This is a genomic window from Caballeronia jiangsuensis (assembly GCF_046030135.1).
GTDB lineage: Bacteria > Pseudomonadota > Gammaproteobacteria > Burkholderiales > Burkholderiaceae > Caballeronia > Caballeronia jiangsuensis.
The window spans coordinates 51,988-73,453 of sequence record NZ_JAQQDB010000003.1 but is presented as its reverse complement, the minus strand read 5'-3'; the positions used below and the strand labels follow the sequence as shown (position 1 = coordinate 73,453).

Genomic DNA, 21,466 nt, shown 5'->3' with positions numbered 1-21,466 from the left:
CCGTGTCGCAAGAACGCGGGGCTTTGTCGTCGGGCGCGCGTCAGGCCGTCTCGGCCCGATTCACCGGATGCGGTTCCTTCAGTTTGTTCGCGACGCGCGCCGCCTCGAAGTACGAAGCGTTCGGCGGACGCTTCAGATATTGCCCCGCGCCACGCTCCGCACGCAGATCGCCGTTCGCCCACGCGAGCGCACCGCGCGTGAGCGTGTGCGTCGCGACGCCTTGCACCGTCATGCCTTCGAAGACGTTGAAGTCCACCTTCTGATGATGCGTCTTCACCGAGATCGTGCGTGTCGCCTGCGGATCCCAGACGACCAGGTCCGCGTCCGCGCCCACTTGCACCGCGCCTTTTCGCGGATAGAGATTGAAGATTTGCGCGGCATTGGTCGACGTCACGCGCACGAACTCGTTCGGCGTCAGACGCCCCATGTTCACACCGTGATGCCACAGCACCGACATGCGATCCTCCACGCCGCCGCAGCCGTTGGGGATGCGCGTGAAGTCCTCGCGGCCCATCGCCTTCTGTGATGCGCAGAACACGCAATGATCGGTCGCCGTCGTGTGCAATTGCCCGGACTGCAGGCCGCGCCACAACGCCTCGCGATGCTCGCTCGTGCGAAACGGCGGGCTCATCACGTGCGCGGCGGCGCGCGTCCAGTCGGGATCGCGATACACCGATTCGTCGATCACGAGATGGCCCGGAAGCACTTCGCCGAACACACGCAGCCCGTCGTTGCGCGCCTTGGCGATCACATCGACTGCATCCTTCGCCGAAACGTGGACGATATAGAGCGGCACGCCGAGCACCTGCGCGATGCGGATCGCGCGATTCGCGGCCTCGCCCTCCACTTCGGGTGGACGCGACAACGGGTGCGCTTCAGGTCCCCTGAAGCCCTTGGCCAGCAGTTGCTTCTGCAACTGGAACACGAGCTCGCCGTTTTCCGCGTGCACGGTCGGCAGGGCGCCGAGTTCGAGCGAGCGTGTGAAGCTGTTCACGAGCACTTCATCGTCGGCCATGATCGCGTTCTTGTACGCCATGAAGTGCTTGAAGCTCGACACGCCGTGTTCGTGCACGAGGAGCCCCATGTCGCGGTGCACGGACTCGTCCCACCATGTCACCGCGACGTGAAAGCCGTAATCCGCCGACGCCTTCTCGGCCCAGCCGCGCCATTCCTTGAATGCGTCCATGAGGGGCTGCTTCGGGCTCGGGATCACGAAGTCGATGATGCTCGTTGTGCCGCCTGAGAGTCCCGCGGCGGTTCCTGTGTAGAAGTCGTCGCTCGCGGTCGTGCCCATGAAGGGCAGTTCCATATGCGTATGCGGATCGATGCCTCCGGGCATTACGTATTGGCCGCCGGCGTCGACGGTTTGTGTGTCGGCGGGGACGTCGAGATCGGTGCCGATGGCGAGGATCGTTCCGCCAGATTGGGGGTCTGCGCAGAGCACGTCGGCGCGGTAGGTGCGGTCTGCATCGATGATCGTGCCGCCGCGAATTAATGTTGGCATTGTCGTGTCCTCCTTGGCTTTGTTTCGTTCGCTTCGCTTTTCACTTTCGCTTTCGCTTTCGTGGAATCCTGAGTTCGTGTCGGTCTATTGGCTCTGCCCCTCCCCGGGGGGGGGGGTCACTTTCTTTGCTGCTGCAAAGAAAGTAACCAAAGAAACAGCTATCCCCAGCCTAAGCACTTCACACCGGCCGCGGCACAGGCGATTGGCCTAATGGCCCGGCGGTAGCGAGTGCCCTCGTAGGTCTCGCGCGGCTTGGATCGCGCACGGTCCGACTCATCGCACCACACAACACACTGGTTCAGCACCAAATAGCTCCAGCCCGCTTCGCGGCCGACCGGTCAATCGGGTTTGCGTGTGCTTCTTTGCTGATGCCTCCAACTCAATGCACCGCACATGTATTCCGTTGGTTTCCCTTGTAGACCCAGCGGCAGCGCGTAGCGCTGTGCCGAAGCTATTTGGTGCTGAACCAGCGCCTTAAAACAACTAGCTTGTCAGACCGTGCGCGAGCCAAGCCCGAGTGGGCCTTTGGGGGCGACACTTAGGCGAGTGCCATCGGCGGCTGGCAAGCATGGCCAAACTGCGTGTGACCGCGGGCTTAAACGAGCTGCTTTCTTTGGTTACTTTCTTTGCAGCAGCAAAGAAAGTGACTGCCGCCCCGGGGAGGGGCAGTGCTAATAGACCACCGCGAAAACGGGATCCGGCGAAATAAAAAAGACATCAAGCACTCAAAACCCCCGCCCGAGGGCTCCCCCGCAACTTCATCCAAGATCCATAGACGACAGCCGCAAGCACGAGCCCCACAAACCACGCATACGTATAGAGCGTATTAAAGAACGCAGGCACTCCCGGAAAAGAAGCCGGAAACGCCGTATGCAAAAACCCCGGCAGATTCGGCAACACGCCGACGAGCAACGCCACCACCGCCGCCACGTTCCACCCGTTGCTATACGAATACTCACCGTCCTCGTCGAAGAGCTCTCGCTGATCGAGCCGCGTGCCGCGTATGAAGAAGTAATCCACCATCAGAATCCCCGCAACCGGCCCGAGCAGCGCCGAATACCCCACGAGCCACGTGAAGATATAGCCCTGCGTGGTAGCGAGAATCTTCCACGGCATCATGACGATGGCGATCGTCGCCGTAATCATGCCGCCCGCGCGATACGAAATGCCCTTCGGCCACAGGCTCGAAAAGTCGTAAGCCGGTCCGACGAGATTGGCCGCGAGATTGCAGCACATCGTATCGAGCGTGAGGATGATGAGCGCAATGCCCACGCCGATGCCCGTCATGCGGCTCGTGAGATCGATCGGGTCCCAGATCGCCTTGCCGTAAATCACGACCGTCGCCGACGTGACGACCACCGAGATCACCGAGAGCAGCGCCATCGGTACAGGCAGGCCGATCGTCTGCCCGATCATCTGATCGCGCTGCGTGCGGGCGAAGCGCGTGAAGTCGGGGATATTGAGCGCGAGCGTCGCCCAGAAGCCGACCATCGCGGTGAGGCCCGGCCAGAACGTCGCCCAGAAAAGCCCTTCTTTCTTGCCGCCCGCGACGAACTGCGACGGCGCCGAGAGCATCGAACCGAGGCCGCCCGCCTTGCTCGTCGCCCACCACACGAGCGCAATGCACATCACGACCTTGATCGGCGCGGACCAGCTTTCGAGCCAGCGGATCGAATCCGTGCCATGCCAGATGAAGTAGAGCTGCAACGCCCAGAACACGAGAAAACACGCGAGCTGCCCCACCGAGATGTCGATGAGCGGCAGCGCCGCGCCATGCAAGGCATTGCCCGTGAGAATGTTCGCGAGCGTATAGATCGCGCTGCCGCCCAGCCACGTTTGAATGCCGTACCATCCACACGCGACGATCGCGCGCAGCAACGCGGGCAGCTTCGCGCCCTGCGTGCCGAACGACGAACGCACGAGCACCGCATACGGAATGCCGTGCTTCGCGCCCGCATGTCCGATCAGCAACATCGGCACGAGCACGATCAGGTTGCCGAGCAGGACCGTCAACACGGCCTGCCACGGCGACATGCCCTGATCGGTGAGGCCCGCAGCCAACATGTATGACGCGATATTCATCACCATGCCGACCCACAGCGCCGCGAAGTGATACCACTTCCAAGTACGTTGCGCCGGGCCGGTCGGCGCGAGGTCCTCGTTATACAAACTGCTCGTCTCGACGTTATGCGCTGTCTGATTCATCGGATGCACTCCGTTTGAGTGTGCGGTTGATCATGGGGTTTCAACGGCGACGAGCGCTACGTCATGTCATGCCGCTTTCGCGGGCTCTTCCGCATCGACGCGAGCGGGATTGTTCGGATGCGTGGTCCAGTTCGCGTACTCGCCCGCATCGACGCGTTCCATCGTGATGCACTGCTCGACCGGGCACACGTGCATGCACAGATTGCAGCCGACGCATTCCGAATCCACCACTTCGAAATGCCGCTTGCCGTCCTTCTCCTTCAGGATCGCCTGATGCGATGTATCCTCGCACGCGATATGGCACAGCCCGCACTGGATGCACTTGTCCTGATCGATGCGCGCCTTGATGTCGTACTTGAGATTGAGGTACTTCCAGTCCGTGACGTTGGGCACGGCGCGGCCGCGAATGTCGTCGAGCGTCGCGTAGCCTTTCTCGTCCATCCAGTTCGACAGGCCATCGGCGAGATCGGACACGATGCGAAAGCCGTAGTGCATGGCCGCCGTGCATACCTGCACGCTGCCCGCGCCGAGCACCATGAACTCCGCTGCGTCGCGCCACGACGAAATGCCGCCGATGCCCGAGATCGGCAGATTCGGCGTCTCCGGATCGCGCGCGATTTCCGCGACCATGTTGAGCGCGATCGGCTTCACGGCGGGACCGCAGTAACCGCCGTGCGTGCCTTTGCCATCGACGGTCGGCATCGGCGCCATCTCGTCGAGATCGACGGCGACGATCGAGTTGATCGTGTTGATCAGCGACACGCCGTCCGCGCCGCCCTTGAACGCGGCGCGCGAACCCATGCGGATATCGCTGATGTTCGGCGTGAGCTTCACGAGACAGGGCAGCTTCGTACCTTCCTTCACCCAGCGCGTGACCATCTCGACGTACTCGGGCACCTGCCCCACCGCCGCGCCCATGCCGCGCTCGCTCATGCCATGCGGGCAACCGAAGTTCAGTTCGACCGCATCCGCGCCCGTGTCCTCCACTTGCGTGAGGATCCACTTCCAGTCCTTTTCGTTGCACGGGACCATCAGCGAGACGATCAGCGCGCGATCCGGCCAGTCACGCTTCACTTGTTCTATCTCGCGCAGGTTCACGTCGAGCGGACGGTCGGTGATCAGTTCGATGTTGTTCAATCCCGCGATGCGCTGCCCGTTCCATTGCACCGCGCCATAACGCGAGCTCACATTGACGACGTGCGGATCGAGCCCGAGCGTCTTCCACACGACGCCGCCCCAGCCCGCTTCGAACGCGCGATTGACGTTATAAGCCTTATCGGTCGGCGGCGCGGACGCGAGCCAGAAAGGATTCGGCGACGTGATGCCGGCGATGTTGCAAGTCAGATCGGCCATGTTTATGCGGCTCCTTATATTGGTCAGGCGGCTTTGATCGCAGTCAGCTCGAACGACGCGTCGATGGACGCCGCCGCGAGTTTGCCGTCCTGCACGGCCTGCACGGTGAGATCGAGTCCTTCATGGGTCGCGCAATCGCCGCCGGCCCATACTTTCGCGAGCGTCGTCTGACGGTTCTCGTCGGTAACGATGCGTCCGCCGTCCAGCGTCAGCAACGCGCGATCGATGCCGATGGGCACGAGCGTCTGACCGATCGCCTTCAGCACCATGTCCGCATCGATGACGAAGCGCTCCGTGCCGCGCTCGAATTCGACGCCGGTCACGCGCCCGTCGTCGCCGATCAGACGCACCGGCTTCGCGTGCGTGACGATGCTCACGCCGTTGGTCTGCGCGAACTCGCGCTCGGCCCACGTCGCGCTCATGTTCTCGACGCCGCGCCGATACACCATCGTCACGTTCGTCGCGCCGAGCTTCCGGCTTTGCACGCAGGCATCGACCGCGGTATTGCCGCCGCCGATCACCACGACGCGCCGCCCGACAGGCACCGTCGCGAGATCGTCCGCCTGGCGCACCTGCTCGATGAAATCCACCGCGTTCATCACGCCGTCCAATGCTTCGCCTTCGAGCGCCAGTTCGCGCACGCCCGCAAGACCGAAGCCGATGAACACCGCGTCGTACTGCTTGCGCAATTCGTCGAGCGTGAAGTCGCGGCCGAGCGCATGACCCGCCTTGATCTCGATACCGCCGATCGAATACAGCCATTCGATCTCGCGCTGCGCGTAATCCTCGACCGTCTTGTACGCGGCGATGCCGTATTCGTTCAGGCCGCCCGGCTTCTCGCGCGCATCGAAAATCACCGCTTGATGTCCGGCCAGCGCGAGCCGATATGCACATGCAAGCCCCGCCGGTCCCGCGCCGACGATCGCCACGCGCCGGCCCGTCTCCGGCGCGCGTTTGAAAAGCGGCTCGCCTTTGGCCATCGCCCAGTCCGTAGCGTGACGCTGCAGCGCGCCGATTTTCACGGGCTCGTCGCCCGGATGATTGCGCACGCAACTCCCTTCGCAAAGAATCTCGGTCGGGCACACGCGCGCACACATGCCGCCGAGCGGATTGGCCGAGAGGATATCGACGGCCGCGCCCTTCAGGTTGCCGTTGCCGATCTTGCGGATAAAGCTCGGAATATCGATGCTCGTCGGGCATGCCTGCACGCACGGCGCGTCGTAGCAATAGTGGCAGCGGCTCGCGGCGGCAGCCGCGGCGGTGGCGTCGAGCAACGGCGCGACGTCCGAGAATTCACATGCGAGCTGTTCCTGCGTGAGGCGATGGCTCGCGATATCGCCGGTGATTTTTATGGTCATGCGCGTTCCTTGTGGGGACGAACGAGTGCCCGTCATCCGCGCGCAATGGCGCGGACGACGTTGAACGTGAGACGAAAAAGAGCGCTGCTTTACGAAGCGGGTTCCGAAGCGCGCTCGAGCATCGCGTGCAGGAGCACGTTCGCGCCCGCCTCGATCCACTCCTGACTCGCGTCTTCGATTTCGTTATGGCTGATGCCGTCGACGCACGGCACGAACACCATCGACGTCGGCGCGACCTGCGAGAGGTAGCACGCGTCGTGGCCCGCGCCCGACACCATGTCGCGATGCGAATAGCCGAAGCGCTGCGCCGCCGCGCGCACGGACGCGACGCACGCGGCGTCGAATCTGACGGGCTCGTAGTAGAAGATCTGTTCGAGTTCGGTCTGCAAGCCGATCTCGCCGGCGATGCGCGCGACACCTTCGCGCAGCGCTGCGTCCATGCGTGCGAGCACGGCATCGTCGGGATGACGGAAATCGACGGTGAAGAACACGCGGCCCGGAATCACGTTGCGCGAATTCGGATGCACCTGCATCATGCCGACCGTCGCGCAGGCGAGCGGCGCATTGTCGAGGCCGATGCGGTTCACGAGATCCACCACGCGCGATGCGCCGAGCAGCGCATCCTTGCGGCGCGGCATCGGCGTGGGGCCCGCGTGCGCTTCCTGGCCCGTCAGCGTGATCTCGTACCAGCGCTGGCCTTGCGCATCGGTGACAACGCCGATCGTCTTGTCCTCGGCCTCGAGAATCGGGCCTTGCTCGATGTGCAACTCGAACGCTGCATGCAGCTTGCGGCCGCCGCACGGCAGATCGCCCGCGTAACCGATGCGCTTCAGTTCCTCGCCGATCGTCTTGCCGTCGACGTCCTTGCGCGAGAGGCCGTAATCGAGCGAGAACACGCCCGCGAATACGCCCGATGCGACCATCGCGGGCGCGAAGCGCGAACCTTCCTCGTTGGTCCAGATGACGACTTCGATCGGATGCTCGGTTTCGATGCCGCGATCGTTGAGCGAGCGGATCACTTCGAGTCCGCCGAGCACGCCGTAGATGCCGTCGAAGCGGCCGCCCGTGGGCTGCGAATCCGCATGAGAGCCGGTCATGACCGGCAGCGCATCGGGGTTGCGCCCGGCGCGGCGCATGAACACGTTGCCCATCTGATCGATGCTCACCGTGCAGCCAGCCTCCTTCGCCCAACTGACGATGAGATCGCGCCCTTCCCTGTCGAGATCGGTCAGCGCGAGACGGCAGACGCCGCCTTTGGGTGTTGCGCCGATTTTGGCCATCGTCATCAGGCTATCCCACAGACGTTGACCATTTACCTTGATGGACGTATCGAGACCAGCCTCTCTGATTGCATCCGTTACGACGTTCATTCGCCTCGCTCCTTACGATCGACTTCGTATGTGAGTGACTTCGTTTCGTGCATGCCTGACGTTTGCGGTGCGATGCTGCACGCGCCCGGTGCACGCTTTCTGTTACGCGATGAATGATGCAAACCACGCGCTTCTTCAGTACTTCGAGCGCTCTTCAAATCCTGTCCACTTGGACAGGTTGTAGCCGATTAAAATAAGCAAATCAACGTCTTTCGTGTGCGGACAAACACGGAGCAAACCTAAGCGATAAGCGTGCCATTGCAATGCAGCATCGACAGGCACTGGCCGCGGCGGCATTTTCGACGCGATGCAGCGCCGCGTGCATGAACGGCGCGAATGAGGCACGATGCGGCACACACGGCAGAAAAATTCGACGATGAGACACGACGACGCGACCGACGGCATCACCGAACGCGAGCACGCTGCGCCACCTTTGCGGCGACGCAAGGCGCAGATTCGCGAGAGCAACGAAGCGCAACTTCTGGCGTGCGCCGAAGAGGTTTTCGCGGAGAAGGGACTGGAAGGCGCGAGCACGGCGATGATCGCCGAGCGTGCCGGATTGCCGAAGGCCAACCTGCATTACTACTTCCCGACGAAGCTCGCGCTCTATCGACGCGTCTTGGAAGATTTGTTCGAGGACTGGCATCGCGCGGCGGACACTTTCGAATGCAGCGACGATCCGGTCGAAGCGATCGGCGGCTACGTGCGCGCGAAGATGGAGTTGTCGAGGCGCAGGCCGCTCGGCTCGAAGGTGTGGGCGAGCGAGATCATCCACGGCGCGCATCACATGCAGGACATCCTCAACGAGCGCGTGAAGCCGTGGCTCGATACGCGCGTCATCGTGATCGAAAGCTGGATCGCGCGTGGCCTGCTCGCGCCCGTCGAGCCGGACACGTTCATGTTCATGATCTGGGCGATCACGCAGCACTACGCCGATTTCGATGCGCAGATCCGCGCGTTGAAGGGCAAGCGCGCACTCACGCGCAAGGCCTTCGATGAGCAGACGGAGGAAGTCGTGCGCCTCGTGCTTCGCGCATGCGGCGCGGTGTCGCCGCGCGTCGAAGCGGACCGGAACGCGCAATAAAAAACGCCGGTCGCTCGATAGCGGCCGGCGTTCGACTTGCTGCTTGCTTCTCTACTGCTTCACTGCGTTGCTGCCTTACTGCGGTAAAGCTACTGCTTTTCTCGCAAGATACTGCCCTACTGCCAACGCTTGCTGCTGCACCATCTACCGCTACAACTACTCACTGCTGCTGCCACTGCTACTACGTTTCGATCAGTTGCCGAAGTAGACCGAGTTACGGCCCGACATCGGTGCGTTCACGCGGGCGCCGGAATTCGACGTGCCGGCGGCCGAAGGACCGTAAGCCGATCCACCGTTCTCAGCGTGCACACGAGCTTCTGCGGCCTGAATGTTTTGCGGATAGTCCACGCGATCGGTCGACGGGTTGTAGCCGGCCTTTTCAAGCTGGACCAGTTCCGCGCGCACTTGAGCGCGGGTCACCGGGCCGTTGCTTTGCGCGAACGCGAAAGTCGGAGCGGCCAGAGCGGTGGCGATGACGAGTGCGGGAACGAATGCCTTGATCATGATGAACCTCCAATAGTCTTGTTTTGAAATCGAAACTGAATCGGAAGTTTTTAAGTGGTTTCTGATTTCGTTTCGCTTGAAGACAAGTGTAGGAGGCAGTCGACCTAGGGGAAACCCCAATTTGCACGAAACATAATTGTCGGGATCGCAACAATGAGTTTCGCTGGGCGAACCGCGTTAGACTTTTCACCCAATTAACTTAAGCCGTTGTTTTTATTGCGTTAATCGCCTCAACTCCTGACTCCGAAGGCTGCGTGTAATCGTTTGCACGATGGCTCGTCATTACAGCATCGCCAGCCAATCGCCATGCACGCGCCAGTTTCTACGCGCTCGTTGCGGAGGTCATCGCGGTCGTGAGGAGTTCGCGCAGCAATGGCTGGATAATTTTCGCCTTGGCCTCGTCGTAAGCGAACGGCGACGATTCTTCCATGTAGCTGATCTGCGTCAGCTCAAGCTGAATCGCATGAACGCCCTTCTCGGGCTGGCCGTAGCGCCGCGTGATGTAGCCGCCCTTGAAGCGGCCGTTGGCCACCGTCGAAAAACGGCCGTCGCGCTCGACGATCCGCGCGAGATGCTCGGCCAGCCCGGGCGCCGCCGACGCACCGTCCGCCGTGCCGAAGTTGAAATCGGTCAGACGTCCGTCGAAGAAACGCGGCACGACCGAGCGAATCGAGTGCGCTTCCCATAGCAGCACGCTTCCGTGCGACTTCCGCAGCGCGTCGAGTTCGCTCGCGAGCGCATCGTGATAAGGCTGCCAGTACATCGCGCGGCGCGCATCGATCTGCTCGCGCGACGGCTCGTGGCCTGGCTTGTAGAGCGGCGCCTTGTCGAAGGTATCGACCGGACACAGCCCCGTCGTGTCGCGGCCGGGATAAAGATTCGCGTCGTCGGGCGGACGGTTCAGATCGACGACATATCGCGCGTATTCCGGCGTCAGGATCGATGCGCCCAACTCGCGCGCGAACGCGTATAGCCGTTCGAGATGCCAGTCGCAATCCTCGGTGAGTTTCGCGACGGGCGTCATCTCCTCGGCAAGCGCGCAGGGAATGCTCGTGCCCCGGTGCGGAATCGAAATCAGCAGCGGCGCGTTGCCGCGTTCCAGCGTGAAAATCGAAGACTCGTTCATGGATGACCTCAATCGAGCAAGCCGCGCAACGCGGCGCGATAGCGCAACAGCGCTTCGTCTTCCTGCGCGTGCCGGCGCGCGTCGATCACCTTGCGGCCGGAGACGAACACATCGCGGATCGGCGTATCGCCATGTTCGCAGAAGACGGCGCTCGAAAGCCAGGTCTCGGGCGCATGCTCGCCGATGCCCGGATGCGTTTCGTCGAGCACGAGCCAGTCGGCGCGCAAGCCCTGCGCGAGCGCGCCGACGGGTCGTCCGGTCGCGTGCGCGCCGCCGTCGAGCGCGGCATCGAAGAGACGATCGGCGGGACGGCTCTGCGTCGGCGACGCGAGCACGTTGCGCTGCTGACGCCACAAACGCTGGCCGTATTCGAGCAGACGCAGTTCGGAGCGCCAGTCCACGCCGACATGACTATCCGAGCCGACGCCGATGCGTCCGCCCGCATCGAGATAATCGCGCGACGGAAAGACGCCATCGCCGAGATTCGCTTCGGTCGTGAGACACAGGCCCGCGACCGCGCCGCTTTGCGCGAGACGCGCGCATTCGTCGGCGTCGACATGCGTCGCATGCACGAGGCACCAGCGCTCGTCGACGTTAAAGCGTTCGAGCAGCCATTGCACCGGGCGCTGCCCCGTCGCCGCGAGGCACGCCTCCACTTCGGCGGTCTGCTCCGCAATGTGGATATGCACCGGCGCATGGTGAAAGCGCGCATCGAGCCCTTCGATCACCGCCGCGAGCGATTCGCCCGACACCGCGCGCAGCGAATGCGGCGCGACGCCATAACGGCGCATGCCATCTTCGGGCCGAGCGCGGGCGAGTTCGTCGATAAGCGCGAGCAGCGTATCGGGCGTGTTGAGAAAGCGCCGCTGATCGTCGCGCGGTGCGCTCTTGTTGAAACCGCTGTGCTCGTACAGCACCGGCAACATCGTGATGCCGATGCCCGCGCGCCCGGCCGCATCGACGACGCGCTCGGCGAGTTCCGCGCGATTCGCATAAGGCGCGCCGCCGGGCGCGTGATGCACGTAATGAAACTCGCACACCGACGTGTAGCCCGCTTTCAGCATCTCGATGTACAGCCAGTGCGCAATGTCCGCGAGCGATTCCGGGCCGATCCGCGCGGCGAAGCGATACATCAGGTCGCGCCAGCTCCAGAAGGTGTCGGCGACGCTCGCCCGATATTCGGTGAGGCCCGCCATTGCGCGCTGGAACGCGTGCGAGTGCAGGTTCGGCATGCCGGGCACGACCGGCCCTTTCGCCCGCTCGACGCCCGCGGGCGCCACGCTGTCGGGCGCTACGCGCACCAATGTGCCGTCGTCGTTCCATTCGAGCAGCACGTTGCGCCGCCAGCCGTCGGCGAGGCGCGCGTGGTCCGCGAAGAATGCGCTCATGTTCCCGTCTCCCTTTTTATGTCGATGCGCGGCTGCTCACAAATCGTCGATGCCGATGTGCAGCCAGGTCGTGACGTCCGACGCCTCGCATCGCAAGGCGGCCGCACGATCGAGACGCAGCGTGTCGCCTGTTTCAAGCTTATGGCGCGTGTCGCCATCGGCTTTGATATCGATGCTTCCGCGCACGCAGAAGATGAACGTCAGATCGTGACGCGCGTCGGGCGAACACGAGCCGCGCCGGACATGCACCGTCGCGCGGGCGCGATCGCGGCGCACCATCACGTTGAAATCGCGCGTCGGGCCTTCGATCAGCGTCGCGTGAATCGGCGTTTCGCCGGCGAAGCGCGCGCTCGCGAGCGGCGCATCGAGCGTATGCACGCGGCCGTCCGCCTCGGTAAGACGCATGCCCGCGCCGTCGAGCAGCACGAGCACGCGATCGACGCCCGCGAAGCACGAGAACGCGCCATCGGAGGCCACGTCCGCCAGCGACAGACGCCACGCGAACGCATCGAGCGACGTGCCTCGCGGCCCCGCCGCTATCTCGCGCGTCACGCCGCCGCCGTTCTTCCAGGGCTTGGGCGTGAGCGAATCGGCACGAATGATCATGGCGTTCAGAAGTGCCCCGTGAATTGATAACGGTCGCCCGGATGCCAGAGATTCGCGACCGATGCGACCGCGTCGCGCGACCACGTGCGCCGATGCAGCAACAGACACGGCTCGTGCTCCGCCATCGCGAGCGAGAGCCGGATCTCGGTCGACGGCACCGACGCCTCAATCCGGTATTCGACGCGCTGCAGCGGCGCGGCCGTCATCAGGTACTGGTTCGGCGTGATCGTCGTGAAATCCTGGCGCGCGTATTCCGGCGCGAGCTTGGGATTCACGTAACGCTCTTCCATCTGCACCGGCTCGTCGTTCTCGAAGTGCAGCACGCGCGAATGAAACACCGGGCTGCCCAGCGTGAGATGCATTTCGGCGGCGAGCGCCTCGTCGACGATCGATGCGCCCAGATGCAGCACATGCGCGCTATACACGTGGCCGCGCGCGACGATTTCATCGGAGATGCTGCGAATCTCGACGAGCGTCGACGCGTATTTCGGCTGCGCAACGAACGTGCCCGCGCCCTGCACGCGCGTGAGCACCTGCTCGGCGGTCAACTCGCGCACCGCGCGGTTCACCGTCATGCGGGCGACCTTGAACTCGCGTGCGAGCTCGTTCTCGGAGGGCACCTGATCGCCCTCCTTCCATTCGCCGATATGAATGCGCTGGAGAATGTAGTCCTTGATCTCCTGATACGCAGGCGTGTTCATACAGGTTGTTCCGACGCGAACGCGAGCGGGCTGTGCTGCGCGACGACGCCTTCCTGCACGAGCGTCGCGATCGCGGCGATGTCCGGCGCGAAGTAGTGATCGAGGTCGTAATGCGCCACGTGCGCGCGCAGCGTCTTCATCACTTCGAGCAAAGGCGCGCTCGTCTGATGCGGCGCGCGCAGATCGACGCCTTGCGCCGCCGCGAGCAGTTCGATCGCGAGAATGTTCGCCGTGTTGCTCGCGATGTCGCCGAGCTTGCGCGCGGCGAATGTCGCCATCGAGACGTGGTCTTCCTGATTCGCGGAAGTCGGCAGCGAATCGACCGATGCAGGATGCGCGAGCGTCTTGTTCTCCGATGCGAGCGCGGCGGCCGTCACGTGCGCGATCATGAAGCCGGAGTTGACGCCGCCATCGCGTACGAGGAACGGCGGCAGGCCCGAGAGCGTCGCGTCGATCAGCAACGCGATGCGGCGTTCCGCGAGCGCGCCGATTTCGGCGGCGGCGAGCGCGAGGTTGTCGGCGGCGAACGCCACCGGCTCCGCGTGGAAATTGCCGCCCGACAGGACTTCGCCGGTATCGGGGAAGATCAGCGGGTTATCGGAGACGGCATTCGATTCGATCAGGAGGATGTCGGCGGCGTGGCGCATCTGGTCGAGGCACGCGCCCATCACCTGCGGCTGGCAGCGCAGGCTGTACGGGTCCTGCACCTTCTCGCAATCGGCGTGCGACAGGTTGATGCCCGAGCCCTTCAGCAGCGTGCGGTACGCGGCCGCCGCTTCCATCTGCCCGCGATGGCCGCGCAGCTCGTGGATGCGCGCATCGAACGGCACGACCGAGCCCGCCGCCGCATCGACGGACAGCGCGCCCGCGACGAGTCCGGTGCGGAACAGATCCTCGATCGCGAAGAGGTTGTAGAGCGCGAGCGCCGCCGACGCCTGCGTGCCGTTCAGCAACGCGAGACCTTCCTTCGCCTGCAGCGTGAGCGGCTTGAGACCCGCGACCGCGAGACCGTCGAGCGCACTCGCGCGCTCGCCGCGAATGGTGACTTCGCCGATGCCGAGCAGCACCGTCGACATATGCGCGAGCGGCGCGAGATCGCCCGATGCGCCGACCGAGCCCTTGATCGGGATGATCGGCAGCACGTCGGCGTTGAAAAGCGTGATGAGTGCGTCGATGACCTCGCGGCGGATGCCCGAATGACCGCGCCCGAGGCTCGACAGCTTGAGCGCCATCAGGAGGCGCACGACCGGCCGCGACATCGGCTCGCCGACGCCCACCGCATGCGACAGCACAAGATTCTTCTGCAGCAGTTCCAGCTGATCGGCCGGAATGTGCGTATTGGCGAGCCGCCCGAAGCCCGTATTGATGCCGTAAGCCGGATCGCCTTTCGCGGCAATCGCGGCGACGGCGCGCGCGCTCGCGTCGATGGCGTCGAAGCTGGCGGGATCGAGTTGCAGCGGGTCCGAACCACGCGCGATGCGGCGCAGTTGCGGGAGAGTCAGTTTTCCGGGCGTAAGCGTGATCATGGTTCGTCCTGTCTATACAAGTTAGACTCAAGTCTAAACGGGCTCGAAGGACGAAACAAGGGGATATCCGGGATATCACTAGGATCTTCCCGGAAGAAAGATGCGTCTTGTCTATACAGATTTCACGGTTCGAGCACCTTTTCCATCACGAACTGGACGAAACGTTGCTCGCGCACGATGATCGCCCGCGCCAGGAGCATCGTGAAACCGCAATATTCGAAGAACGGCCGCCCGGTGACGCTCGAATAAGTGTGCAGTGTGTTCAGGCCCATTTCGTCGGCTTCGGCTTCGATGCGCGCGAGCAGCGACGTCGCCACGCTTTTGCGCTGATGCAGCGGATCGACGAACATCATGTCGATGAGGCCGTTCTTTTCGAGATCGGCGAAGCCCGCGAGTTCGCCGTCGACGAGCCCGACCCACGTCGGACGGTTCAAGCGTGCGAGTTCCCACTCGTCCCGGTCGGCTTGCGCCCACGCCGCGATCTGTGCTTCGTTGTAGTCGGCCGATGCCGTTTCGCGAACGGCGCGTTGAAACAAATCGATCACACCGTCGAGATCGCTCGGATGATACGGTCTGACTTCGATGAGCGGAAACCGTGGCATTTCATCACCTTCGTTACTGTCAAAATAAAAAAAACCGCTGCCGAGGCAGCGAGGGTCAAGCGTTGAAAACGCGGGAAAAAAACTTGTACGGGAATGAGTCGGATCGGGCGGGCGCAAACGTTCAAATCGCCAAAATCGATTGGCCGGATTGCGCTGCAGGAACGTCCTTCAGGAAGCCACGACCACCGTCGCGATACCGAGCGCGGTCATCAGCAACGATGCGCATACGTGGATCGCGATTTCAGCGAGCGCCCAGCCGAGCCGCCCTTGCTGCAAATGCGCGACCACTTCGGCCGAGAAGGTAGAAAACGTGGAGAGCCCGCCCATCAGCCCGGTGATGATGAACAACCGCCATTCCACCGAGATATCGGGAAAGCGCGCGAAAAAAGCAACGGCCACGCCGATGATGTAGCCCGCGATGACGTTCGCTGCGAACGTGCCGAGCGGAAGATTCGGAAAAATCGCATTCAGGCGCAGGCCGAGGACCCATCTGAGCAGCGATCCCAGGCCGCCGCCGAGTCCCACGGCGATGATCGACAGATACATGAATTATGTGAAATCGATTTGAAATTAACTGCGTTATGCCTCGCGCGCGAGCCGGTCGATCAGCGCGCCGCGACTCGCCTCGACGATCCAGCCGTCCTTGTGCCGGACATGCGCCGCCCACGTGCCGTCGCGCCGTTCTTCCCAGCATCCGGCATCGTGGCCGTCGATGAAGAGCGAGCCGCGCACCACGAGTTGCGGATCGGCGGGGTCGAGCACCTCGTCGTCATTGTGTTCGAGCTTCACCGTGTGCATGAGCATCGTCTGCAAAAAGACGTCAAAACCAGAGCCAGTTACGCGAACGGCTCCATTCTAACGATACTCGCAGCCGTTGGTCCAAACGCTCACCGTATCATGAAGGACATTGCCGAAAGGCAATTGAGTATCCGCACGACATGTTCGACGGAGGGCGCATCGAAAGCGAGCGTCACGGCATCGATACGTTCGAGCGTCGGCCACTGGCAGAAGAGATCGGCGAATGCGGTCGTCTGTGCGCGCAGTTCGCAGCGATGTTCGGTGACCGGCGATCGCTTCGCATGGGCCGACGACGCGGCCGCTTCGATCGTCTCGCGCGCGGCGAGCCGGATCGCGTCGCATGATGCTGCGGGCGTTTCGGTCACGCCGCTCGAATAACCGTGCGCGGTCTTCACGCATAGAAAACGCGCGCCGGGAAATGCGGGCAGCGTCTCGGCGCCGAAGACGTCGTCGCCTGTGAGCAACGCGATGCGTGCGCCGTGTTCCTCCGCGAGCCTGCCGTATAGCCCGGCCTCGCCGACTTCATCGCCGTCGAGCGTGACGCGCGCGAACGCGGCGCTGTTGATCGTATGCGCGAGGATGCCGCGGCTTTGCGCGCGCGCGTGATAGCCGACCATGAAGACCACTTCCGGCGATGCTTCCAGCCCCGCCATCATGCCGAGCGTGCGCGGCTTGCCGAGCACGAGACGCGCGCGCGGATCGAGCAGGTCGGGTATCAGGTTGCGAAAGCCGCCGTGCGAATCGTTGATCCACACTTGCGATGCGCCGCCATCGAACGCGCCTTGCGCAGCCGCATTCGCTTCGCGCGTCATCCAGCGGCGCGCCTGTTCGTATTCGGCGTTGCCCGCGCGCGTCTGCTCCGGATGGAACACGCCCGCGATGCCTTCGATATCCACCGAGATCAACACTTTCATGGTCGTGTTCTCAATGCGTCCCTGAGCGATATGCGCCGATGGCCATCGCGTCCGGTGACCGTTTCCGCGCTGAAGAGCGCATCGAGGATCGCTTGCTCGATGCTGTCGGCGGCGGCCTGAAAAAGAGGATCGAGCCGCGCGTCGCTGATGAGCGGCGGCACTGTGATGAAGCCCGCATCGTGCGGCACGGTGTAAGCGGTCGTGAAAGCCAGCGCGATGTCGCCGCTGCCGTGACCGTACACCGAACCTATGCGCGCGAGGCCGGCGGCGGAACGCATCGCGAGGCGGCGCAACTGACGCGCGTCGAGCGGCGCATCGGTTGCGATCAGCATGATGATCGAGCCTTGCTCGGGCGTCACGTTCGCTTCTTTCGTCGATGCCAGCAGCGTCTTTCCGAGCGCATCGCCGGCAATCGTGAGTTGCGGCAGACGGCCGAAATTCGCGAGCACGAGCGCGCCAATCGTGTACGCGTGCTCGTCGATCCGCACGATGCGCGATGCCGAACCGATACCGCCTTTCAGCTCGAAGCACGACATGCCGCGCCCCGCTCCCACCGCGCCGCGTTCGAAATCGACGCTGCATGCATCGAGCGCGCTCATGTAATGCGCTTCGTGAATCGCGAGCGCCTGCATGTCGTTGAGGTAGCCATCGCTGCACTCGAACACGAGCGGATTCACGCTCGGATCTTCGCGCCCGATAAGCGGATTCGCGGCGATCGCCGCGCGAATCTGGGCATTCGCGATCGTGCCGACGCCGAAGGTATTGGTCAGCGCGACCGGCGTTTCGAGCACGCCGAGCTCTTCCACTTGCACGAGCCCGACGCTCTTGCCGAAGCCGTTGATCACGCACGCGGCCGCCGGCACCTTGTCGCGATAGACATCGCCATCGTGTGGACGAATCACCGTGACGCCCGTTTGCACCGCGCCCTGCGCGAGCGTGCAATGACCGACCGTCACGCCCTCGACATCGGCGATCGTGCCGCGCGGCCCCGCGTCGAGCGAACCGATGTGCATCATGGCCGGTCGAGCTTCGGATCGAGCGCGTCGCGCAGACCGTCGCCGAGCAGATTGAACGCGAGCACGGTGAAGAAGATCGCGAGGCTCGGGAAGATCGCGACGTGCGGCGCCATCGCCATGTCGGCGCGCGCTTCGTTGAGCATCGCGCCCCACTCGGGCGTCGGCGGCTGCGCGCCGAGTCCGAGGAACGAGAGACTCGCCGCCGTGATGATCGACGTGCCGATGCGCATCGTGAAGTACACGACCACCGACGAAATCGTGCCGGGAAGGATATGCCGCGCGAGTATTGTCCAGTCCGACGCGCCGATGCTCTTCGCCGCTTCGATATACGTGAGATGCTTGAGCGCCAGCGTATTGCCGCGCACGAGCCGCGCGAATGCGGGAATGCTGAAGATCGCGACCGCGCACACCACGTTCACCATGCCGTTGCCGAGAATCGCGACGACGCCGATCGCGAGTAAGATGCCGGGAAACGCGAACAGCACGTCCGCGATGCGCATCACGATGCGGTCCCACCATCCTTCGTAATAGCCCGCGAGCAAACCGAAGAACGTGCCGATCACCGCGCCGAGCACGACCGAGAGCAGACCCGCAGACAACGAGATGCGGCTGCCCACCAGGATGCGGCTGAGAATGTCGCGCCCCAGGGAATCGACACCGAACCAGTGCGCGGCCGATGGACCGGCGTTGAGCGCGTCGTAGTCGAAGTAGTTCTCGGGATCGTAAGGCGCGATATACGGCGAGATGATCGCGATCACGATCAGCAGCAACACGAACACGGCCGCGATCATCGCGATGTGCTGCTGCCTGAACTTGCGCCAGAACTCCGTCCAAGGCGTGCGTATTTCCTGCGCATGCACCGCGCTTTCGACTGTCACGCTCATCGCGTCCTCACTTGAAACGAATGGTCGGATTGATGATCGCGTAGAGCACGTCCACGATCAGATTGATCACGATGAACTCCAGCGAGAACAGCAGCACTTCCGCCTGGATTACCGGGTAGTCGCGCATCTCGACCGCATCGACGAGCAGGCGCCCGAGGCCCGGCCAGTTGAACACCTTCTCCACGACGATCGAGCCGCCGAGCAGGAAGCCGAACTGCAGGCCCATCATCGTGACGACGGGGATCATCGCGTTGCGCAGGCAGTGCTTCACGATGACCATCGGTTCGTGCACGCCCTTAGCGCGAGCCGTGCGCACGAAGTCCTCGCCGAGCACTTCGACGAAGGACGCGCGCGTGAAGCGGGCCATCACGGCGGCCACGGCAGCGCCGAGCGTGATCGACGGAAGCACGTAGCCCTTCCATGTGCCGTCATCGACGATCGGCAGCCAGCCGAGCTTCACCGAGAAAATTTCCATCAGCAGCATGCCGAGCGCGAAGGCGGGAAACGAGATGCCCGATACCGCGAGCGTCATCCCCAGCCGGTCCGGCCAGCGATTGCGCCACACCGCCGACACGATGCCGATCGTCATGCCGAAGATCACCGCCCAGACCATGCTCGCGAGCGTGAGCCACAAAGTAGGCATGAAGCGCTCGGCGATTTCCGTCGACACGGGCCGCTTGCTGCGGGTCGACATGCCGAAGTCGAAATGCACGACCTTGCCGAAGAAGCCCACGAGTTGCTGCGGCAGCGGCTTGTCGAGGCCGAGGTCCGCGCGCACGAGCGCGACCGTGGCTTCGTCGGCTTCCGCGCCCGCCGCGAGTCGCGCGGGATCGCCCGGCAGCATGTGCACGAAGAAGAACACCAGCACCGCGACGATGAAAAGCGTCGGCAGCAAACCTAGCAATCGTTTGGCGATGAAGTTGAGCATCGGTTTTTGTCGGATGCGGCCGGGCAATCACGCCCGGCCGAAAGCGATTACTTGATCGCGATCTCGTCGAAGCTGAACGAGCCGTCGGGCATCACATACGCGCCGGAAAGACGCTTGCTGCGCGCATACACGACCTTTTCCGTGACGAGGAAAATCCACGGCGCATCGGCCCAGATGCGTTTTTGCGCATCGGCGTAGAGCTTGGCCTTCTCGCCGCGATCCGTCGTGGCGAGCGCCTTCGAAAGATCGTCATCGACCTGATCGTTCTTGTAGTACGCGGTGTTGAAGAGCTTCGGCGGGAACGACGTGCCGCCGAGCAGCGGAGAAAGCGCCCAGTCCGCTTCGCCCGTCGAAGACGACCAGCCGATGTAGAGCATGCGCACGGGCGCCGTCTTCGGATCGGGCGCGCTCTCGATGCGCTGCACGCGCTGGCCCGCTTCGAGCGCTTCGACCGTCGTCTTCACACCGACCTGCGCGAGTTGCTGCTGCACGAACTGGATGATCTTCTGCGCGGTCGTGTGGTTATAGCCGGACCACAGCACGGTTTCGAAGCCGTTCGGATAGCCCGCTTCCTTCAGCAGCTCGCGTGCTTTCGCGGGATCGTATTTCCACGGCCCGAGCTTCGCCGCGTAGTCGACGCCCGGCGGCACGACGCCTTCGGCCGGCACGGCATAACCCGCGAACGCGACCTTGACGAGCGCTTCCTTGTTGATCGCGTAGTTCATCGCCTCGCGCACCTTCGGATTGTCGAAGGGCTTTTGCAGCACGTTCATGCTGACATAGCGCTGAATGATCGAAGGCGCCGCGATCAGATCGACCTTCGGGCTCGCCTTGAGCGTCGCGGCCTGTTCGAACGGAATCGAGAACGCGAAGTCCGCTTCGCCCGTCTGCATGAGCGCGGCGCGCGTGTTGTTATCGACCACGGGCTTCCAGTCGATCATGTCGATCTTCGGCAAGCCCTTCTGCCAGTAGCCCGCGAACTTCTTCACCTTCAGGTCGTCGGTCTGCTTCCATTCGACGAACTCGAACGGACCCGTGCCGACCGGATGAAACGCGATGTCCTTGCCGTATTTCTTGAGCGCGGTCGGCGAGATCATCACCGCCGACGGATGCGCGAGCACGTTGATGAACGCCGAGAAAGGAATCTTCAGCGTGATCTTCACCGTGTACGGATCGACGACTTCGGTCTTGTCGATCTTGTTGAAGAGGTTATAGCGCTTGAGCTTGTTGTCCGGATTCGTCACGCGGTCGAACACGGCCTTCACCGCGTCCGCGTTGAAATCGGTGCCGTCCTGGAACTTCACGTCCTTGCGCAGATGAATCGTGTAGACCTTCGCGTCGGGGCTCGCCTCGTAGCTCGTCGCGAGCACGTTGCGGATCTTCATGTCCTTGTCGAAACCGAAGAGGCCCTCGTAGAACGACTTCGCCACCGCCTGCGAGAGCGTGTCGTTGGCGTCGTACGGATCCATCGTCGTGAAGGTCGAAGCGACCGCCATCACGGCGGTGCTTTGCGCATGCGCCGCGACGGGCGCGAGTGCGGTCAGCGTGGCGAACGCGCTTGCTGCGAGCATCGCGCGCAATTGAAAGGACGGCATCGTT

The 21,466-nt window shown here is 63.3% G+C and carries 20 protein-coding genes; 1 reads left to right on the top strand and 19 read right to left on the bottom strand.

The annotated features are described in order from the left end of the window. Positions 1 to 40 precede the first annotated feature (40 nt). The 5 genes from hydA to PQR08_RS04085 all read right to left on the bottom strand — a co-directional run bounded on the left by hydA (position 41) and on the right by PQR08_RS04085 (position 7,790). Positions 41 to 1,504 (bottom strand): dihydropyrimidinase, encoded by a 1,464-nt coding sequence (hydA, locus tag PQR08_RS04105; RefSeq protein ID WP_187605092.1) that lies wholly within the window; start codon positions 1,502 to 1,504, stop codon positions 41 to 43. A gap of 717 nt (positions 1,505 to 2,221) precedes the next feature. After that, a complete protein-coding gene (locus PQR08_RS04100) occupies positions 2,222 to 3,709 on the bottom strand; it encodes an NCS1 family nucleobase:cation symporter-1 (RefSeq protein ID WP_250484482.1) in 1,488 nt (495 codons plus the stop codon). Between the two features lie 66 nt (positions 3,710 to 3,775). Further along, entirely contained in the window at positions 3,776 to 5,062 is a 1,287-nt protein-coding gene (gene preA / locus PQR08_RS04095) for an NAD-dependent dihydropyrimidine dehydrogenase subunit PreA (protein ID WP_238217441.1), read from the bottom strand. A gap of 23 nt (positions 5,063 to 5,085) precedes the next feature. Further along, positions 5,086 to 6,420: an NAD(P)-dependent oxidoreductase gene (locus PQR08_RS04090; protein WP_250484481.1), complete on the bottom strand. Its 1,335-nt coding sequence runs from the start codon at positions 6,418 to 6,420 to the stop codon at positions 5,086 to 5,088. A gap of 89 nt (positions 6,421 to 6,509) precedes the next feature. Beyond that, complete coding sequence (locus PQR08_RS04085; RefSeq protein ID WP_035501489.1) at positions 6,510 to 7,790, bottom strand: Zn-dependent hydrolase; 1,281 nt, start codon at positions 7,788 to 7,790, stop codon at positions 6,510 to 6,512. A 376-nt stretch (positions 7,791 to 8,166) separates the two neighbouring features. On the opposite strand from PQR08_RS04085, the gene PQR08_RS04080 reads away from it, so the two are divergent. Next, positions 8,167 to 8,874 carry a TetR/AcrR family transcriptional regulator gene (locus PQR08_RS04080; protein WP_250484480.1) on the top strand — a complete coding sequence of 236 codons (708 nt, stop codon included), beginning with the start codon at positions 8,167 to 8,169 and terminating at the stop codon, positions 8,872 to 8,874. Between the two features lie 192 nt (positions 8,875 to 9,066). Here the strand turns inward: PQR08_RS04080 and PQR08_RS04075 are convergent, their stop codons facing one another. The 14 genes from PQR08_RS04075 to gsiB all read right to left on the bottom strand — a co-directional run bounded on the left by PQR08_RS04075 (position 9,067) and on the right by gsiB (position 21,462). Further along, positions 9,067 to 9,375 (bottom strand): DUF4148 domain-containing protein, encoded by a 309-nt coding sequence (locus PQR08_RS04075; RefSeq protein ID WP_250484485.1) that lies wholly within the window; start codon positions 9,373 to 9,375, stop codon positions 9,067 to 9,069. A gap of 325 nt (positions 9,376 to 9,700) precedes the next feature. After that, positions 9,701 to 10,504 carry an N-formylglutamate deformylase gene (gene hutG / locus PQR08_RS04070; RefSeq protein WP_250484479.1) on the bottom strand — a complete coding sequence of 268 codons (804 nt, stop codon included), beginning with the start codon at positions 10,502 to 10,504 and terminating at the stop codon, positions 9,701 to 9,703. A gap of 8 nt (positions 10,505 to 10,512) precedes the next feature. Next, entirely contained in the window at positions 10,513 to 11,892 is a 1,380-nt protein-coding gene (locus PQR08_RS04065) for a formimidoylglutamate deiminase (protein WP_250484478.1), read from the bottom strand. Between the two features lie 36 nt (positions 11,893 to 11,928). After that, complete coding sequence (locus tag PQR08_RS04060; RefSeq protein WP_250484477.1) at positions 11,929 to 12,498, bottom strand: HutD/Ves family protein; 570 nt, start codon at positions 12,496 to 12,498, stop codon at positions 11,929 to 11,931. Positions 12,499 to 12,503: 5 nt separating this feature from the next. Then, positions 12,504 to 13,199 carry a histidine utilization transcriptional repressor HutC gene (gene hutC, locus PQR08_RS04055; RefSeq protein ID WP_035501480.1) on the bottom strand — a complete coding sequence of 232 codons (696 nt, stop codon included), beginning with the start codon at positions 13,197 to 13,199 and terminating at the stop codon, positions 12,504 to 12,506. Continuing rightward, on the bottom strand, positions 13,196 to 14,725 hold the full coding sequence (gene hutH, locus PQR08_RS04050; RefSeq protein ID WP_250484476.1) for a histidine ammonia-lyase: 1,530 nt from the start codon (positions 14,723 to 14,725) through the stop codon (positions 13,196 to 13,198). Before hutH ends, hutC begins: the two co-directional genes overlap by 4 nt. A gap of 122 nt (positions 14,726 to 14,847) precedes the next feature. Then, positions 14,848 to 15,327, bottom strand: a complete 480-nt coding sequence (locus tag PQR08_RS04045; protein ID WP_187605102.1) for a GNAT family N-acetyltransferase — start codon at positions 15,325 to 15,327, stop codon at positions 14,848 to 14,850. 168 nt (positions 15,328 to 15,495) lie between these two features. Continuing rightward, positions 15,496 to 15,873 (bottom strand): fluoride efflux transporter CrcB, encoded by a 378-nt coding sequence (crcB, locus tag PQR08_RS04040; RefSeq protein WP_035501472.1) that lies wholly within the window; start codon positions 15,871 to 15,873, stop codon positions 15,496 to 15,498. A 33-nt stretch (positions 15,874 to 15,906) separates the two neighbouring features. Next, on the bottom strand, positions 15,907 to 16,125 hold the full coding sequence (locus PQR08_RS04035) for a hypothetical protein (RefSeq protein ID WP_250484475.1): 219 nt from the start codon (positions 16,123 to 16,125) through the stop codon (positions 15,907 to 15,909). Between the two features lie 89 nt (positions 16,126 to 16,214). Then, complete coding sequence (locus PQR08_RS04030) at positions 16,215 to 17,039, bottom strand: M55 family metallopeptidase (protein ID WP_250484474.1); 825 nt, start codon at positions 17,037 to 17,039, stop codon at positions 16,215 to 16,217. After that, entirely contained in the window at positions 17,036 to 18,055 is a 1,020-nt protein-coding gene (locus PQR08_RS04025; protein ID WP_408161059.1) for a DmpA family aminopeptidase, read from the bottom strand. Before PQR08_RS04025 ends, PQR08_RS04030 begins: the two co-directional genes overlap by 4 nt. After that, the gene (gene gsiD / locus PQR08_RS04020; RefSeq protein WP_250484472.1) at positions 18,052 to 18,939 is read right to left on the bottom strand and encodes a glutathione ABC transporter permease GsiD; all 888 of its coding nucleotides are present in this window, start codon (positions 18,937 to 18,939) and stop codon (positions 18,052 to 18,054) included. Before gsiD ends, PQR08_RS04025 begins: the two co-directional genes overlap by 4 nt. Before the next feature lie 7 nt (positions 18,940 to 18,946). Continuing rightward, a complete protein-coding gene (gsiC, locus tag PQR08_RS04015; RefSeq protein ID WP_238217417.1) occupies positions 18,947 to 19,867 on the bottom strand; it encodes a glutathione ABC transporter permease GsiC in 921 nt (306 codons plus the stop codon). A 47-nt stretch (positions 19,868 to 19,914) separates the two neighbouring features. After that, positions 19,915 to 21,462, bottom strand: a complete 1,548-nt coding sequence (gsiB, locus tag PQR08_RS04010) for a glutathione ABC transporter substrate-binding protein GsiB (RefSeq protein ID WP_187605108.1) — start codon at positions 21,460 to 21,462, stop codon at positions 19,915 to 19,917. Positions 21,463 to 21,466: the final 4 nt, after the last annotated feature.

Excerpts from the sequence above, each read along its gene's own strand:
- hydA (WP_187605092.1), bottom strand. The coding sequence starts at position 1,504 with ATGCCAACATTAATTCGCGGCGGCACGATCATCGATGCAGACCGCACC.
- PQR08_RS04100 (WP_250484482.1), bottom strand. The coding sequence starts at position 3,709 with ATGAATCAGACAGCGCATAACGTCGAGACGAGCAGTTTGTATAACGAG.
- preA (WP_238217441.1), bottom strand. The coding sequence starts at position 5,062 with ATGGCCGATCTGACTTGCAACATCGCCGGCATCACGTCGCCGAATCCT.
- PQR08_RS04090 (WP_250484481.1), bottom strand. The coding sequence starts at position 6,420 with ATGACCATAAAAATCACCGGCGATATCGCGAGCCATCGCCTCACGCAG.
- PQR08_RS04085 (WP_035501489.1), bottom strand. The coding sequence starts at position 7,790 with ATGAACGTCGTAACGGATGCAATCAGAGAGGCTGGTCTCGATACGTCC.
- PQR08_RS04080 (WP_250484480.1), top strand. The coding sequence starts at position 8,167 with ATGAGACACGACGACGCGACCGACGGCATCACCGAACGCGAGCACGCT.
- hutG (WP_250484479.1), bottom strand. The coding sequence starts at position 10,504 with ATGAACGAGTCTTCGATTTTCACGCTGGAACGCGGCAACGCGCCGCTG.
- PQR08_RS04065 (WP_250484478.1), bottom strand. The coding sequence starts at position 11,892 with ATGAGCGCATTCTTCGCGGACCACGCGCGCCTCGCCGACGGCTGGCGG.
- PQR08_RS04060 (WP_250484477.1), bottom strand. The coding sequence starts at position 12,498 with ATGATCATTCGTGCCGATTCGCTCACGCCCAAGCCCTGGAAGAACGGC.
- hutC (WP_035501480.1), bottom strand. The coding sequence starts at position 13,199 with ATGAACACGCCTGCGTATCAGGAGATCAAGGACTACATTCTCCAGCGC.
- hutH (WP_250484476.1), bottom strand. The coding sequence starts at position 14,725 with ATGATCACGCTTACGCCCGGAAAACTGACTCTCCCGCAACTGCGCCGC.
- PQR08_RS04045 (WP_187605102.1), bottom strand. The coding sequence starts at position 15,327 with ATGCCACGGTTTCCGCTCATCGAAGTCAGACCGTATCATCCGAGCGAT.
- crcB (WP_035501472.1), bottom strand. The coding sequence starts at position 15,873 with ATGTATCTGTCGATCATCGCCGTGGGACTCGGCGGCGGCCTGGGATCG.
- PQR08_RS04035 (WP_250484475.1), bottom strand. The coding sequence starts at position 16,125 with ATGCACACGGTGAAGCTCGAACACAATGACGACGAGGTGCTCGACCCC.
- PQR08_RS04030 (WP_250484474.1), bottom strand. The coding sequence starts at position 17,039 with ATGAAAGTGTTGATCTCGGTGGATATCGAAGGCATCGCGGGCGTGTTC.
- PQR08_RS04025 (WP_408161059.1), bottom strand. The coding sequence starts at position 18,055 with ATGATGCACATCGGTTCGCTCGACGCGGGGCCGCGCGGCACGATCGCC.
- gsiD (WP_250484472.1), bottom strand. The coding sequence starts at position 18,939 with ATGAGCGTGACAGTCGAAAGCGCGGTGCATGCGCAGGAAATACGCACG.
- gsiC (WP_238217417.1), bottom strand. The coding sequence starts at position 19,867 with ATGCTCAACTTCATCGCCAAACGATTGCTAGGTTTGCTGCCGACGCTT.
- gsiB (WP_187605108.1), bottom strand. The coding sequence starts at position 21,462 with ATGCCGTCCTTTCAATTGCGCGCGATGCTCGCAGCAAGCGCGTTCGCC.